This window comes from Arcicella sp. GW458-12-2-14-TSB2 (genome assembly GCF_059423785.1).
Genome location: NZ_JBWKYN010000054.1, coordinates 1 through 17,053 on the forward strand (window position 1 = coordinate 1; position 17,053 = coordinate 17,053).

The following is a 17,053-nucleotide window of genomic DNA, read 5'->3' on the forward strand; positions in this document are numbered from 1 at the left end:
AATGACAACTATGTAAATATGTATTTCTCTACAATTTTACCCGCAGATTTTGCAGATTAAAACCGCAGATTTACACAGATATTATTCTCTGCGAAAATCTGCGGAAAAAATCTCCGGAAATCTGCGGGTAAAAAATCAAAAACTCTCTTAAATTATTCTTCTATTTTAGGTTTTGAAGCAGATTTAGCTTGGTTTAGTCGGTAACTCAACGTCAAATTGATTTGTCTTTGTCGAGGTAAAAAATCTCTGTTTGAATAAAAATTAACGCCTTCTATAACTGTTCTAATTCGTCGACTATTGAAAACGTCCAGAATATTCAACGTCAATGTTCCTTTACCTTTTAGTACATCTTTATTCACAGCCAAGTCGGTATAAAACAGGTAGCCCCTCCTACCCTGCGGTAATTGTTGCGGTGCTTCATAATTGGCACGTACTTGTAAATCTATCCCATGAGGTAAATTAAATTTAGAAGTTTGTCGGGCAAACCAACTATAGGTATCACTTTTATAAGTAGCTGAAACATTTGAACCATCAGTAATAGCTCTAAAAAAACTCCAACTCAAATCTAGTTTCCACCATTTTTCAGGAGAATAGGTCGTAGCGAATTCAGCACCAAAAGAGTTTTGTCCAACTAAATTCAAGGGTAAAGTTGTAGAAATACCCGCACTGTTTACCGAACGAATAGATTCTATTTTGCCATCAGTTTGTCGATAATAAACCGATGAAGAAAGTGAGCCTTTTTCAAAATATTTCACATGTCCTAACTCAAAGGCATTAGTAAACTCAGGGTTCAAATTAGGATTTCCACTGAAATAATTTCTTTGGTCAGAGAAAGTAACGAAAGGACTTAAATCATTATACGTTGGTCGTCGAACTCTTCTTGAATATGAAATTTGTAAGGCATTTTCATTGGGGAGATTCAAGGTAAAATGTGTGCTTGGAAACAAATTAGCATATTTTCGTGGGTTTACCTCATTGGTTTGTTTCAAGGTAGTAGTTACGTTTGTAAGTTCCGCACGTAGCCCTACTTGATATGAAAAGCGTTTCCCTTTATTGCCAATGATGCCATAAGCAGCCGAAATATTCTCATCATATACAAAATTGTTGGTAAGCCCAGGTAGTGAGACAAACGCTCCCGAAGCATTTTGTTGCGTCACATTATAATCATTAGTCATGTTTCTGAAACTTGTTCTTAAACCAGTCTCAATTTTGCCTTCCTTACTAATCGGTTGGATATAGTCAACTTGTAATAATATTTGTTTTTCGGCCTCATCATTAAGTGCTTTTTGTAGTTTGGTATTCGCTGGATTCGGTTTGCCATCTACCCAAAAACCATTTTGCGTAAATGTTTGGTCAGAACGCTCCCAATAATCCAAATAGCGCACATCGGCGACTAACTCTTGTCCTTTTTTATCAAAATTCTTCTTATAGGTTATCGAGTATTCAGAATTAGGTTCCGTTTCGGTTTCGTCTTGTTGGCGATACGTAATAGTGTGTAATGCTTCCGTTCTATTATTTGAATCATCATAACGAAAATCTGTAATACGCCTCACATCACTTCTTCTGAATAAATACGAAGCCGTAAAAATATCTTTATCGGTCAAGAAAAAATCTAATCCTCCTTTTATGTTATTGTTCAATCCTTTTACACTTCCACTGTTGGTTTGATTGAGCGTGAAAGTAGTATCATTAGAAAAAACGTTTTGAAATAATTTCCCATTCCCTCTTAAATCACGATACGAAATACCATAATTGATAAAGAAATTCACCTTTCTATGACGGTAATTCACATTTGCTGAAACACCATAATTGGCTGGGTTCCCTGAAATCAATTCGAAAGATCCGTTGAAGCCTTGTTTTTGTTCTTTTTTCAGAATGATATTAATAATACCCGACATACCTTCTGCTTCATAACGTGCCGAAGGATTGGTAATAATTTCAACTCTTTCTATCAAACTTCCTTGCAATTGCTGTAACCCTGCTCCACCTTTAAAACTTACTAAACCCGACGGTTTGCCATCAATTAAAATCCTGACGTTATCACTTCCACGCAGTTTTACACCACCTTCGGCATCAACAGAAATAGAAGGAATATTACTGAGAATATCAGAAGCCGAACCACCAGCATTAGATAAATCTTTACCTACATTAAATATCTTTTTATCCAAAGCCAATTCCATCGTACTTTTTTCAGCTTGTACTACTACTTCATCTAAAGTACTGCTTGACGAAGTCAACTGTATTAAGCCTAAATCTATCGTTTTCTTGTCTTTAGATATGGTAAAAACGGGCGACTTAAATGCTTTATATCCAATAAATTCTACCAAGACATAGTATATACCATAAGGATTGGCAATCGAAAATTCGCCAGCATCACTAGCAATATTGCCCCCAACTAACTTTTGGTCAGCATCATTATAAATTCTTATGGTTGAAAAACTTAATGGAGTAGCCGTTTGGGCATCTTTTACTTGCCCTTTAATAATACCTTGTGCTATTCCTAAAAAAGGTAATAAAGTAAGGAGTATTAGAAAGAAGAGATGTTTCTGAGTTTTTGTAAAATATAACATATTGGATAATTAATCATTCATTTGATAAAAGGATGAGGTAGGTATTATTTACTGTATCGTAATCAAGAGCAATTTAGAAAAGTATTGAGACTTCTGTGGTGGTAATTGTAGGTAACAAATATTTAGTTCTCCCCTAAGTTTGGTTATTTTGCTATCTTTATAAACTTTTTCCAGATTTTGTTAGTTTATAAATCATACTGTATAAAATCTGATTTTATTTATTGCTCTAAACATATTGTAGTTTAATATTATCTAACAGTGTTAAATAGTTTATTTTATTAAAATGGCAAGTAAGGACAGAATATTAAGGTTGAAGGAAGAGACCCGAAATAATATATTAGATGCAGCATGCAAGATAGTGAAGGAAGAGGGATGGCAGGGGCTAAGTTTACGAAAAATTGCCGATGCCATAGAATATACCGCCCCGATTATTTATGAATACTTTGCTAATAAAGAAGCAATACTTCAAGAATTAACCAAGAAAGGGTATTTAGTATTGAATAAAGATTTGATTCAAGCAAAGAAAAGTAAAGGTAATCCAGCTGAACAATTAGAGGCTATGTGGTTGGCTTACTGGAAGTTTGCTTTTGAAAATAAAGAAATGTATCAGCTAATGTTTGGCGTTGAAATGACAACTTGCCACATGGTAGCTTTTCCAGAGGTACAAACTCCTTATGACCTATTTACCGAAACAATTATTGAAGTGATGGGCGATAAAAATCCAAGTGAGGATATTATTTGTCAGAAATATTATACTTATTACTCAGTAGTTCATGGATTAATTTCAATTAATCTCGTAGGTAATGGTTTGCCAAATGACATTAATCTTCAGATATTGAAAGACGCAATTACAGGTATTACAAGATCTTTAAATTAATTTCTTATAGAAATTTTAGGAAAAAATATAGCATAAAAGAGCTCAATAAAAGACATTTATTATCTAAAAGAGTATTTTTATTTAACACCGTTAAATAATTTATTCTCATTAATGAACTAAAAATATTCAATATTGATTTTATATAATAAGGAGCAATATTTTTTTGCATTGCAATCTAACACTGTTAAATAATTTACTTGCTATAATTAAGCGTCAAGTAAACGCAATTTGTAGTTCTTTTAACACTAAAGTTTTTTTGAACAACCACTTAACAGTGTTAAATAGTTAATTAACATTAAATACCCTCAAATTTTAAACTAAATAATCCTTATGAATAAACTTCCTAAACACAGCAGTAATGTATTTCAAGGCAAATGCACTGCAAACAATCAATTATAACATAGTTTTAAACATTCCATTAAGTCAATCAAGTTTTAACAAATCAAATTAGTCATGAAGAATATATTCTTAAGTGTATTAATCCTTTATACATTATCTGCTTGTTCAGAAAAGAAACCTATAGCCCAGACCGTTACCGCTCCTTCATTACCTGTTATCAACATTAACAGTACCTCAGCACTAACCAGTTCTGAATATCCAGCTTCCATTCAAGGAGCAGTAAATGTTGAGATTCGTCCACAAATAAGTGGAAATTTAGAAAAAGTATTTGTCGATGAAGGCGTATACGTAAGCAAAGGTCAATCACTTTTCAAAATCAATGATTTACCTTTCCGTGCCCAACTAAATAGTGCCATTGCTAGTCTTCATGCCGCCGAGTCGGCCGCAAACAATGCTCAACTGGAAGTAGATAAATTAACTCCATTGGTACAAAACAAAGTTGTTTCTGAATATCAATTAAAAACGGCACAGGCTAATTATAAAACAGCCTTAGCGAATATTGCTCAAGCCAAAGCAATGGTTAATACTGCTGAAATCAATTTAGGTTATACGTTGATTAAAGCTCCAGTAAGTGGTTTTATCGGAAGGCTTCCTAAAAAACAAGGTAGTTTAGTATCACCTGCTGATATTGAAGCCCTGACCCAACTTTCGGATGTTCATGAAGTTCACGTGTATTTCTCATTGGGTGAAAGTGATTTTATTGCCTTTAAATCACAATATGAAGGTTTTTCAATCAGTGATAAAATCAAAAACCTCCCACCAGTTTCGTTGATATTGCCAGACAATTCCTTGTATTCAGAAAAAGGGAAAATCGATATGGTAGACGGACAATTTGATAAAAACACTGGAGCTATTACCTTGCGTGCTACCTTCCCAAATGCTAAAGGATTACTTCGTTCGGGTAATACAGGCAAAGTAAATTTAAGTGTTCAACATGAAAATGCCTTGTTAATTCCACAAGAGGCTACCATCGAAATTCAGGATAAAATATTTGTTTTTACGGTTGATAAAAGCAATAAAGTAACCAAACAGCCCATCACTATTGCTGGAAAAAGTGGCACCAATTATTTAGTGAAAGATGGTATAAAAGACGGGAATAGAATCGTATTCAAAGGTTTCGAAAATTTGCAAGAAGGCACCATCATCGCGCCTGAAAATACTGATAAAGAAGTTGCAAAAAACTAATTCACAAGTTATTCAATATCCATTATGTTTAAGAAATTTATAGACAGGCCTGTGTTGGCTACTGTCATATCCATCCTATTGGTAATCCTAGGTGTTTTAGGCCTTGCCAAATTACCATTACAACAATTCCCTGATATTGCTCCACCCGCGGTACAGGTAATGGCAATGTATCCGGGTGCAAATGCCGAAACAGTATTGCGTTCGGTTGCTCCTTCCCTTGAAGAATCAATCAATGGGGTAGAAAACATGAGTTACATGAGTTCGACCGCCAGTAATGATGGTTCATTAGTCATCACGGTATTCTTTAAATTAGGTACTAATCCTGACCAAGCAGCCGTAAACGTACAAAACCGCGTAGCACAAGCTACTAGTCAGTTACCTGCTGAAGTTGTCCAAGCGGGTATTACTACTGCCAAACAACAAAATAGTTTGATGATGGTAGTTGATATGTATTCTGAAGATGAAAAAACGTATGACCAGACTTTTCTAGCCAACTATGCTCAGATTAACATCATTCCAGAAATCAAAAGGATTCCTGGGGTAGGGCAATCCATGATATTTGGAGGGAATAAAGACTATTCAATGCGTGTGTGGCTCAATCCTGCTCAAATGACTAGCTATAACCTTACACCAAAAGAAGTAATGGCAGCTATTCAAGACAAAAACCTAGAGGCTGCTCCAGGAAAATTTGGAGAAAGTAGCAAGGAGTCTTTTGAATACGTAATCAAATACAAGGGTAAACTCAATAAACCTGCTGAATATGAAAACATCGTAATTCGCTCTAATGCAGATGGTTCGGTATTACGCTTAAAAGATGTTGCGAAGATTGAATTTGGAGCCTATACGTATGGAAACTTTACAAGAGTAAATGGCAAACAGGGTATCAACATTGCATCGATGCAATTGGCGGGTTCTAATGCCAACGAAATCCAGATAGCCATTGCTAAACTAATGGAAAAGGCTTCTAAAGATTTCCCAAAAGGTGTAAAGTACCTTATTTTATATAATACCAAGGATTCGCTTGACCAATCTATCCATCAGGTAATCACTACGTTAATAGAGGCATTTATCTTAGTGTTCATTGTAGTGTTTATTTTCTTACAGGATTTTCGGTCAACACTTATTCCCGCTATTGCAGTACCAGTGGCTATTTTAGGAACATTCTTTTTTATGTCTCTTTTCGGCTTCTCAATTAACCTACTTACCTTATTTGCTTTAGTATTAGCCATTGGTATTGTGGTGGATGATGCCATTGTAGTAGTAGAAGCTGTTCATGCAAAAATGGAACATCGACTACTTCCTCCGAAAGCAGCTACAACCTCGGCGATGAGTGAAATTACGGGAGCAATTATTTCAATTACGTTAGTAATGTCGGCCGTATTTTTACCTGTTGGTTTTATGAGTGGCTCAACAGGCGTTTTCTATCGTCAGTTCGCTTTTACCTTGGCTATTGCCATTGTTATTTCAGCTATCAATGCCTTAACGTTGAGTCCAGCGTTAGCAGCCTTATTTTTAAAAGCCAATCATTCACACCATACGGGCAGTCAAGAAAAACCTAGTTTTAAAGAGAAGTTTTTTATTGGCTTTAACAAAGGGTTCGATAAGCTTACTAATAATTATGTAAGAAGTCTATATTTTTTGGTAAGAAATAAATGGCTAAGTATTGGTGGACTGGTAGTGGTTATCGCAGCGACCATCTTTATGGTAAAAAGAACTCCGACAGGCTTTATTCCCTCTGAAGACCAAGGTTTTATTGCCATATCCCTTTCAATGCCTGCTGGTGCATCGTTAGAAAGAACTACGAATGTAATTCATCAAGCTGAAACAGTATTAGGGAGTATGGAGTCTAAAAAAACTTTGATGGGACTTTCGGGCTTTAATATCCTTACTCAATCTTCAAGCCCTTCGTCGGGTGTTGCTTTCGTGTTGTTGAAACCCGCTAAAGAAAGAGGAGCCGTAACAGACATTAATGCAATTATGAATGAAGTAAGACAAAAGCTTGGTGGTATCAAAGGAGCGAATTTCTTTGTCTTTACTTTCCCTACGGTTCCAGGTTTTAGTAATGTCGATGGACTAGACTTAGTCCTACAAGATAAAACTGGTGGTAGTCTAGTTAAATTTAGTGAGGTCGGCAATAAATTCCTTGGTGAATTAATGAAAAGACCAGAAATCGCATTTGCCTTTACTGCCTTTAAAGCAGACTATCCACAATACGATATGGAAGTGGATGATGTAAAAGCCGAGCAACTAGGCGTAAACGTAAAAGATATTCTTCAAACAATGCAAGCGTATTTTGGTAGTGCACAGGCATCCGACTTTAACAGATTTGGGAAATACTACCGAGTAATGGTTCAGGCAGAAAAGAATGCTCGTACTGAACTCTCTTCGATGGACGGCATTTTTGTGAAGAATAGATTAGGGAATATGGTACCTATCAATACGCTAGTAAAGTTAAAACGTGTTTACGGTCCAGAAACGGCTTCTCGTTATAACCTCTTCAATTCTATTGGTGTAAATGCCATTGCTAAGCCGGGGTATAGTTCTGGAGATGCGATTCTGGCAGTAGAGGAAGTAGCAAAGCAACACTTACCAACAGGATATTCTTTTGAGTTTTCAGGGATGACCAAAGAAGAGATTTCTTCGGGTGGGCAATCTACCGTCATTTTTATGCTATCATTATTATTCATCTATTTCTTACTGGCTGCTCAATACGAGAGTTACATCTTACCTTTTGCCGTTATTCTATCAATACCTACGGGGATATTCGGAGTATTTGTTGCGATTGGTTTGAAAGGTATAGAAAATAATATTTATGTACAAGTAGCCTTGGTTATGTTGATTGGACTATTGGCTAAAAATGCTATTCTGATTATAGAGTTCGCCTTACAACGCAGAAAAGCAGGCAAGAAGCTCGTCGCAGCATCAATAGAAGCTGCAAAACTACGTTTAAGACCAATTATTATGACCTCATTAGCTTTTGTAGTGGGCTTAATTCCGATGATGGATGCCAAAGGACCTTCGGCTCAAGGTAACCACTCTATTAGTATTGGAGCAGCAGGCGGAATGGTCTCTGGCGTAGTCTTAGGCTTGTTTATTATTCCAGTGTTATTTGTAATTTTTCAATACTTACACGAAAAAATTTCTAGAAAAAAACCCGAGATTAATTCTATCATTCATGAAGATTTGGTCGCTACTTATAATTAAGCATACAATGAAAAATCATATAAAAACCTTGTCGATAATGTTATTATTATCGACAAGCATTATTTCTTGTAAAGTTTCAAAAGAAGTTAAAATTCCCGAAGACGCTATTCCTGTTACTTTCAGAGATGTAAATATTCAAGATAGTACTACTAGCGTGGCAGATTTAAACTGGAAAACGTTTTTTACAGAAACTACCTTACAAAAACTAATTGATAGTGCCATTCATCGTAATAATGACTTGCTGGTTGCTCAAAAAAACATTGAAATTGCACAGTTGCAACTAAGGCAATCTAAGTTTAATAATATTCCTAATTTGAATCTTCAGATTACTTCAAATTCTACCAATCCTTCCAACAACAGTTTGAATGGAATTAGTTTGAATCAGTTTTTGAAAAAGGAACATATTGAAGACTTTACTGCGGCAGCAAGTTTATCTTGGGAGGCAGACATCTGGGGCAAGATTCGTAATCAAACGAAAACTACCCTCGCACAATATGCTCAGTCGGAGGAAGCTAAAAAGGCCTTGCAAACAACCATTGTAGCGGCTGTTTCAAAAGGATTTTATACTTTATTGATGTTGGATGCACAAGTGGAAATCGCTAGAAAAAATCTGGAATTAAATGATAAAACTCTTTTTATGATTAATCTTCAGTTTGAATCGGGTCACGTTTCATTATTGGCCAAACAACAAGCAGAAGCACAAAGACTAGTGGCTGCACAATTGATTCCTTTGTTGGAACAAAATATCGTTATTCAAGAAAATGCGTTGAGTGTATTAACGGGAGGTTTTCCAAAAGCAGTTGAACGCAAAGTGATGTTGAGTGCGATTGAATCTCAAAATCAACTTTCGGTAGGCGTACCGTCTGCTTTAGTTGGAAGAAGACCCGATGTAAAAAATGCGGAATTGATATTACAGGAGGCAAATGCAAAAGTTGGTATCACAAAGGCTAGTTTATATCCGTCTCTGACGATTACTGCTACTGGTGGCTTAAATGCCTTTGAAGCAAGTAATTGGTTTTCTCTTCCTACTTCATTATTCGGAGTGGTTGCAGGAGGAATTACTCAACCTTTATTAAATGGCAAAAGACTTAGTACACAGTATGAGATTGCGAAAGTTCAACGAGAAAAAGCAGTGATTGGTTTCCGTCAATCAGTTTTAGTTGCTACAGAAGAAGTTTCAGATGCTTTGATTAAAATACAAAAAATAGAAGAGCAAAACACGAAGCTTTCTTTAAGAGTAAAAACCTTACAAGAAGCCATCGGGAATGCAGATATGTTATTTAAGAGTGGCATGGCTAATTATTTAGAGGTAATTACCGCTCAAAGTAATTTATTACAAAGTGAGTTAGAATTGGTTTCCTTGAAAAAAGCCAGACTAGAAGCAGATGTAGATTTATATCGGTCGTTAGGTGGTGGTTGGAAATAAGTAGTATTGCAGGATTTGTATTTAAACAAAACAGCTCAGCCCTATAGCTGAGCTGTTTTGTTATTAATTAATAACCAGTATTTTGATACATTTTCACTGGATTTAATTTGTATTCGTCTGCAGGAATTGGGAATAAATAATCCTTCAAACCAAAGTTAGACACTTTAGCCGTTCCATAATCTGCTTGTGGTTTACTTTGGATATATGAAACCAACTCTGTCGCTGTAAAGAAACGAAGTAAATCAAACCAACGGTGATGTTCAAATGCTAATTCAACTCTACGTTCATGAAGAATAGCCAATTTTAAAGTTGGGTATCTCTTAGCGTAATCAGCATCATTTTTCATTACTTCATACGTTGGCATTTTGGCTCTTTCACGAACTTGATTTAAGTATTGAATGGCACTCGTTTCATCACCCAAATACATATTTACTTCAGCCAACATCAGTATTACATCTGCATATCTGATAATTGGCCAGTCGTTTCCGCCATAACCGTTGGCCGTAGCTGCCGCACTAGCATCTCTGAATTTAGTGATATACCAATCTTTTACTGAAGCATCATTGGCATATTTTATCGAGAAATCTTTACGTAAATCATTGGTTTCGTATTCTTTTACTAAATCAAGTTTTACATTTCCACCTACGCCGCTACTTGGTTTCAACGAATTAATTGTTTCCCCTTTTGCTTGATTGTTAGCAGCAATTGAAGATGAATACGTTATATCGCCTTGTTTATTAACAATCTGGAAAATGATTTCTGGATTAGTTGATTTTTTATTTACATCAAAAACATCTACATAAGGGATTTCCTTTAAATCCGTAAAGGCTCTCATGTTATAAGCTGCCATTAAATACGTTTTTGCATTCGCTAAATTACTAGCACGGTTAGCTTGGTCTAAAGTAGTAGCCATTGTTAAGTACACCTGTCCCAATAAAGCGTTCGCTGCTGCTTTTGACACTCTTCCTTTACCTGTAAGTGGCTGTTGATTAGGCAATCCACTTGCTACAGCCTCTTTCAAATCTGCAATAATTTGTTCATATACTTTTTCTTTTTTCTCACGGAAAGTATTAGTAACAATCTCATCAGAATTTAGTTGTTTAGTAACCAAAGGAACATCACCCCATTTTCTTACTAAATGAAAGTAAATCATCGCACGAACAAACTTTACTTCTGCATTGTAAATATCTTTATTGGCAACAGTGGTAAATGTTACTTTATCAATGTTTGAAGTAACTTGATTACAACGGGCAATTGTTTGATATAACGACAGCCAGTGGCTTTTTAAATAGGTGTTACTTGGCAAAATAGAAAAATCATTGAACTGAAAAGGCTCGCCTGCATTCGACTGGTTATCATTTCTACCAGCATCATCCGAACGCTCATCAGTGTAAAGTCCACTATTTTCGCCAATATTATTTGAGCTACGAAGCGATTGGTACACACCATTTACTGCTAGAAGCACATCATTTTCTGTACGAAAATAATCAGAAGCAGCTACAGAGTTAGGGTCTGTTTGTAGGACAAAATCATCACTACAACTTGTAAGGGCTGTCGCCATTACAAGTAATACTATTAGTTTCTTTATCATTGTTATGAATATCGTTAAGGTGATTTTCGAGAAAGCATCACAAGAGATTACTTTCCTTGAAAATCAATTTAGAATGTCAATTTTGCACCAATATTATAAGCTCTCATCAAAGGATATTTTCCGTAATCAACACCAGGTGTAAGATTCGCTCCGTCGTTATAATCAACTTCTGGGTTATAGCCTTTGTATTTAGTAATGGTAAATGCATTATCCACTCCTACATAAATTCTAGCATTTGATACCGATTTTTGTTTTCCTAACCATTGTGTTGGTACAGTAAAACCAAGCGTAAGATTAGTACAACGTAAGAAAGAACCATCTTGTAAATAGAAACTTGAAAGACGAGTACTATTACTTTGTGTACCACCACGAGAAGCACGATATACCCAACCATCTCCAGGTTCTGTTTCTGAACGATAACGATTTGCTACTGAAGCATATTGATTACCAGAACCTTCCATGTTATAAACATAGTAATCTTGACCGTCCAATACTTGGTTACCATAAGACCCATTGAAAGATGAGCTTAAATCAAAGTTTTTATAGGTTGCTGATAACGCAAAGCCATAAGTAAATTTGGCGTAAGGTGTACCAATAACCGTTTTATCTAAATCGTTTACTACTCCGTCACCATTAACATCTTCAAAATAAATATCCCCTGGCTTTAAAGTATTGCTGGATGCGGTTGAGCGAGCAGGTCCTTTGATTTTATACCCTGCTGGGAAAGACTGCGTAGCCGTATTATACACTAAGTTATCAGCCGCTAAATTATCCATATCCGACTGACGAACCATTCCTTTTACCTTAAAACCATAGAACATACCGATTGGCTGGCCTTGCTGTGTAATATGTGTTAAATACGAACGCTCAGCACCATTAGTAATAATCGTGTTAGCACCACCAAGGTCTAATACCTCATTACGGTTGATTGAGATATTACCGCTTAAATTAACTCTTAAATCACTGTTCTGTATGATACGTGTGTCAATCTGTAAGTCTAACCCTTTATTCTGTACTTTGGAGTTTCTTAGATTTGTTAACATCGTTGCAGCACCAGAAATAGCAGAAACGGGCTGATTAAACAATAAATCTGATGACTGACTGATATAATAGTTAGCCATTACAAAAATACGATTATTGAATAAACCGATGTCTGTACCAAAGTTGAACTGAGAAGTAGATTCCCATCCTAAGCGTTGGTCACGAATGGTATTTGCATAAACAGCAGACTGAATGGTTCCATTGCCAAAAACGACTCCTGTGGGGCTAGACATCGTCTGTAAATAATTATAGTTACCAATATTATTGTTACCACTTAATCCCCAGCTTGCTCGTACTTTTATTGATGTCTGTTCTCCGAATCTATCCGCATAGAAAGGTTCTTGAGAAAGATTCCAGCTAGCAGAAACAGATGGGAAATTTCCCCAACGATTCAAAGGACCAAAACGAGAAGAAGCATCACGTCTGAAAGATGCCGTTAAGAAATATCTATCTTTGTAATTATAAGCCACACGAGCTAAATACGAAAGTAAAGTAGCTGTTGATTTACCTGTGTTACTATTCAAAGTAAACAAAGTAGCATCAGCTCCTTTTCCAGTAATTTCCTCAATTCTATCGTTTTGAAAACCTTTAGCAGTTACGCTAATCACATCAATATCAAGCTCTTGGGCAGTATAACCAGCCAAAGCATTAATAGTATGATTTCCGAATTTACCATTATAATTCAAGGTAAACTCTGCCAATTTATCCATTTCAGATCTAGTCTGAGCAACAGCGTTGGCAGCAGCAATAGATTGTGCAGAACCTGGAGGATTAGCACCATTACTCAAAGAGGTCGGCAAATAGAATTCATATTTTTCATTATATGTCTGTAAGCCTACATTTACTTTAGCAAATAAGCTTGGTATAATTTCATACGTAGCATTTCCACTAAAAGTACCACGAACACCTTTACGAGAAATATGGGTTTCGGTTGCCAATGCTACAGGGTTTTCTACCGATTGGTAAGCATACAATGCAGATTTAGCAGCCGCCTCGTTTTTCTTTAAGCTTCCATCTTCATTATATGCAGCAAAAAACGGCATATAAATTAAAGCTCCAAGAATTGGCCCTTGGTTGAAACGTCCTTCTTGTACTTCACGGTTTTCATTGGTAGTAACTGCTAAATTCCCAGCCACTCTTAGTTTTTTGCTTACCTGTCCGTCAATATTTGCACGGAAATTAATACGTTCCTGCTTGGTACTTTTAATAATCCCTGGCTGATTCAAATACCCACCACTGATAGCATAACGAGTTGAAGAATTACCTCCTGAAAAAGATAAATTATGACGTTGTGCTAGCGATGTCTGATAAAGCTCATTTTGCCAGTCAGTATCAATCTTTGGTTTAATCAATGTCTGAGTACCAAAATTGTAGAATTCCTCAGGAATACTTACCGAAGAAGCATTTCCTACTTTAGCAACTCTGGTAGCGTTATCATCAGAGAACATCGCATCTGACCATACTCTACCAGAATTCACGATTAAATCACGATAAGTATTATTATGACCATCAATTAATAATTGGGCAAATTGTTCAGAGTTTAGCAAATCTACTTTTTTACTTAACTGATTCAGACCATATTGTACATCATACTGAAACTGACCAGTTCCTTCTTTTCCTCTTTTAGTAGTAATCAACACTACACCGCCTGAGGCTCTTGAACCATAAATCGCAGCTGAAGCAGCATCTTTTAAAATGTCGATTGATTCGATATCGTTTGGATTAATGAATAAATCATTTCCTACAGGATAGCCATCTACCACATAAAGTGGGTCTGAACTCGCATTGATTGACCCTACACCACGAACACGAATTTTAGTACTTACATACGGTGCACCACTTACTTGTGATACCTGTACCCCTGCTACTTTCCCTACTAAAGCCTGACCTACTGTTGGCGTACTAAGGTTTAATTCTTTAGCTTTTACACTTGAAATCGCTCCTGTTACATCACCTTTACGCACTGTTGAATAACCAATGGCTACCACTTCTTGTAACTCTTGTGAATTCTCGGTCAACTTAACATTGATTACCGCCGATTTTCCAACAAGTATTTCTTTTGATTCGTAGCCTACAAAAGAGAATACCAATGTTGTTCCTTCGTTCGCTGTAATTGAATATTTACCATTAGCATCAGTAACTGTTCCTTTTTTTGCCGTTTTATCAAAAACGTTTACGCCTGGCATCGCTTGCCCTATTTCATTCGTCACGGTACCTGTTACAGGCACCGCCATTTGTTTTTGCTGGGTAAAAGCATTTGCTTTTACCGCCCCAATTACTTGAGAACCAGCCATTACAATTAACAGCAGGACTCTTAGCCACATCTGCTTTTGTAGTTGTTTTTGCATTTTTAATTGATTATTAATTGGAAACTAGGATTATATTCTTACCATTTTAAACTTGTTAGATGCACATTTGCTTTGCGAGAAGAAGTAACAGCTAAGCCTTTTTGGAGATTTTTAGTCAACGAGAAGCCTTCTAACTCATCCGCTTTATCTACATCTATTACTTTTAATACTACTTCGTGACCACTTTCTAAAGATTTTTCAAAATCCAAGAAAGTAAATCGCCAGCGACGACCTTCTATTTGATTTTGAATTAATACTAACACCTTTTTTTCGGGTACCCACAATAAGTTTTGTACAAAAGGGCTACAAGTAAATTTCTTATAAAGGACACCTTCTTCCGAAGTCTTTTTAGCAGTTTTTAGCGCTAACGGATTGTATAAACGTACTTCATTTTTTTTGCTCCCATAATCGGCTGTAGCTACAAACCATTTATTTTTGTATTGCACATATTCTGGTCGAGTTCCTTGAATACAAGCATCGTCGTCGATAGTATTTAATAGATTACCATCCAATGTTTTTGTTTTTTGCAAGCCTTCCCAATCCACTAAATAAATCACAGCTTTCCAGAGCGTCCCTTCTGGATTCAGCCGAATGCTATTACCAATAAAAGTGGGCTGGTCTTTGTGAAAAGCAATGCCCGTAGGATGATTGATAACGTCCTTCCCTTCTAAGCTTAATTTTATTTCTTTGCCCGTGTAAGCAAGCGAATCATCTTTCAAGATATATTCACGAATCATCCCTACTTCACGGTCGCCATAAATAAATGTTTTCTCATTTTGTATGCTGATACCTTGTCCAGCACCCAATGAATCTATAGTAAACTCTTTTTGAAGTGTTAGCTGAATATCTTTAGGCAACGTTTTTTGCGATAAAAAGCAAAAACTCAAAATACCTGAGAGGATGAGTCCACTCATTTCGATGATTGTTCTTTTCCTTTTCATGATGAGATAGTAATTGTGAGTTAGTGAATTGTGAATGTGTGAGTTAGTGATTGGGCGAGTGGGTTTTATAAAGAATATCTTCTTTACATCAACGTAATAATACACAACTCACTCAATCACTAACTCACAACTAAATTCTATGGGTCAAGCGGTTCCAATGGGTTAATTTGTAGGGCTTCAATAAGCGGATAAAATTCGGCTTCCGTTTCTGACAAACGTTTGCCTTTACGATAAGGCACATGATTTAATTCTTTTTCACAACGTTTATCCAAATTCAATTCTTGGATATACATACTTTGTGATTTTGAAGTAGAGGTAATACAAGCTTTATCGAAAGGAATGCCATAACGGAAAATCAAACGAGCTGTATTACGCATATTGGTGGTAGTATGGCGTGCATGGGGTTCTACAATCACGGCATTGGCTGGTACATGAAGTTTCTCAACCATAAACTTTCTCATTTCGATGGCCTCATTATAAGGAGTTTTATAAGGATGAACGTTACCCCCCGAAACAACAACTAAGGGTGCTAACCCTTCAAAATAACGCAAAGCGGCTACTCTACAACGCAACATTCCCTCAGCACTTAAGGCTACCTTTGGCTCGTCGGGACCAGCACCAGGTACTAGAATTACAGCATATTTGTAGGCTTCCCAGTTGATAGTCTTGATACGCTCGAATGCTAATTTGTTTACAGTAGAAGCCATCGGTTCATAATCCGCCACTTGTTCACGTTCGTTAATTTCCAAGGCAAGTAAAGCGGACGTTAAAGAAGGCTCGAAAAATAAACTTGCTTTTTTACTTTCTTCTTGAACAGTTGTGTGCAAGTCTCCAACTAATTGCGAATAATTTTTATTACTAACCTTAAAACTGATGGAATCAATCGCTGGATAATTTGGTTTTTGTCCTTCTATGTAAACACTAATTGCAAAATTGATTCCATGTGCATCTTGCTCCCACGCCTTAATAAGTTGTTCTTTAGCAGAAAGTTTTTGTGATAAAATATAAGCCCCCGAAGGAATTAAATGATTGAACACCAACTTCCCCAAAGCATTATTATCATTATACAATTCGCCTAAACGACGACTAACTTCCTGAATATCAGCTTTACTTAATTTCATACTTTCGCTTAAGCAAAGGAATTTATTTTGGCATTCCTTAGAAGCCTCACTCAAACCATTTAGTTTTTGCTGGGTGATTTTCTGTAAAGAAGCATCCTTACTAAGTAATTGTTTTACCTCAGGAAGATTTTGGAAAAGCGTTAAGAGGTAATAATTTTTTGATTGAACAAAGCTTTTTCCATGCATTAACGTATAATTTGCTTTCGCATTTTGGGCTTTTAATGCATGAACACTACAAAATAATAGTCCACAAAAGACTAAACTGTATATTTTTTTCATCAATTTGATATTTATATAAATAAGTTATTTCTTCCGAAAAAGAGACCCCTTATTCAAGTTTTTGGATAATA

9 protein-coding genes are annotated in these 17,053 nt (G+C 36.1%); 4 read left to right on the forward strand and 5 right to left on the reverse strand.

Features of this window, described 5'->3' with window-relative positions; genetic code table 11:
- Positions 1 to 152 precede the first annotated feature (152 nt).
- A complete protein-coding gene (locus AC07XN_RS09865) occupies positions 153 to 2,570 on the reverse strand; it encodes a TonB-dependent receptor (protein WP_494742921.1) in 2,418 nt (805 codons plus the stop codon).
- A gap of 283 nt (positions 2,571 to 2,853) precedes the next feature.
- On the opposite strand from AC07XN_RS09865, the gene AC07XN_RS09870 reads away from it, so the two are divergent.
- From AC07XN_RS09870 to AC07XN_RS09885, 4 genes are all read left to right on the forward strand, one after another.
- Positions 2,854 to 3,447 carry a TetR/AcrR family transcriptional regulator gene (locus tag AC07XN_RS09870; protein WP_309917041.1) on the forward strand — a complete coding sequence of 198 codons (594 nt, stop codon included), beginning with the start codon at positions 2,854 to 2,856 and terminating at the stop codon, positions 3,445 to 3,447.
- 453 nt (positions 3,448 to 3,900) lie between these two features.
- Entirely contained in the window at positions 3,901 to 5,031 is a 1,131-nt protein-coding gene (locus AC07XN_RS09875; protein WP_494742922.1) for an efflux RND transporter periplasmic adaptor subunit, read from the forward strand.
- A gap of 24 nt (positions 5,032 to 5,055) precedes the next feature.
- Positions 5,056 to 8,235 carry an efflux RND transporter permease subunit gene (locus AC07XN_RS09880; RefSeq protein ID WP_494742923.1) on the forward strand — a complete coding sequence of 1,060 codons (3,180 nt, stop codon included), beginning with the start codon at positions 5,056 to 5,058 and terminating at the stop codon, positions 8,233 to 8,235.
- A gap of 7 nt (positions 8,236 to 8,242) precedes the next feature.
- Positions 8,243 to 9,661, forward strand: coding sequence for an efflux transporter outer membrane subunit (locus AC07XN_RS09885; RefSeq protein WP_494742924.1), 1,419 nt, complete (start codon positions 8,243 to 8,245; stop codon positions 9,659 to 9,661).
- A gap of 67 nt (positions 9,662 to 9,728) precedes the next feature.
- On the opposite strand, the gene AC07XN_RS09890 is transcribed toward AC07XN_RS09885, so the two are convergent.
- From AC07XN_RS09890 to AC07XN_RS09905, 4 genes are all read right to left on the reverse strand, one after another.
- Entirely contained in the window at positions 9,729 to 11,252 is a 1,524-nt protein-coding gene (locus AC07XN_RS09890) for a RagB/SusD family nutrient uptake outer membrane protein (RefSeq protein WP_494742925.1), read from the reverse strand.
- A gap of 68 nt (positions 11,253 to 11,320) precedes the next feature.
- Positions 11,321 to 14,641: a SusC/RagA family TonB-linked outer membrane protein gene (locus tag AC07XN_RS09895; RefSeq protein ID WP_494742926.1), complete on the reverse strand. Its 3,321-nt coding sequence runs from the start codon at positions 14,639 to 14,641 to the stop codon at positions 11,321 to 11,323.
- Between the two features lie 38 nt (positions 14,642 to 14,679).
- On the reverse strand, positions 14,680 to 15,582 hold the full coding sequence (locus AC07XN_RS09900) for a hypothetical protein (RefSeq protein ID WP_494742927.1): 903 nt from the start codon (positions 15,580 to 15,582) through the stop codon (positions 14,680 to 14,682).
- A 137-nt stretch (positions 15,583 to 15,719) separates the two neighbouring features.
- Entirely contained in the window at positions 15,720 to 16,982 is a 1,263-nt protein-coding gene (locus AC07XN_RS09905; RefSeq protein ID WP_494742928.1) for a YdcF family protein, read from the reverse strand.
- Positions 16,983 to 17,053: the final 71 nt, after the last annotated feature.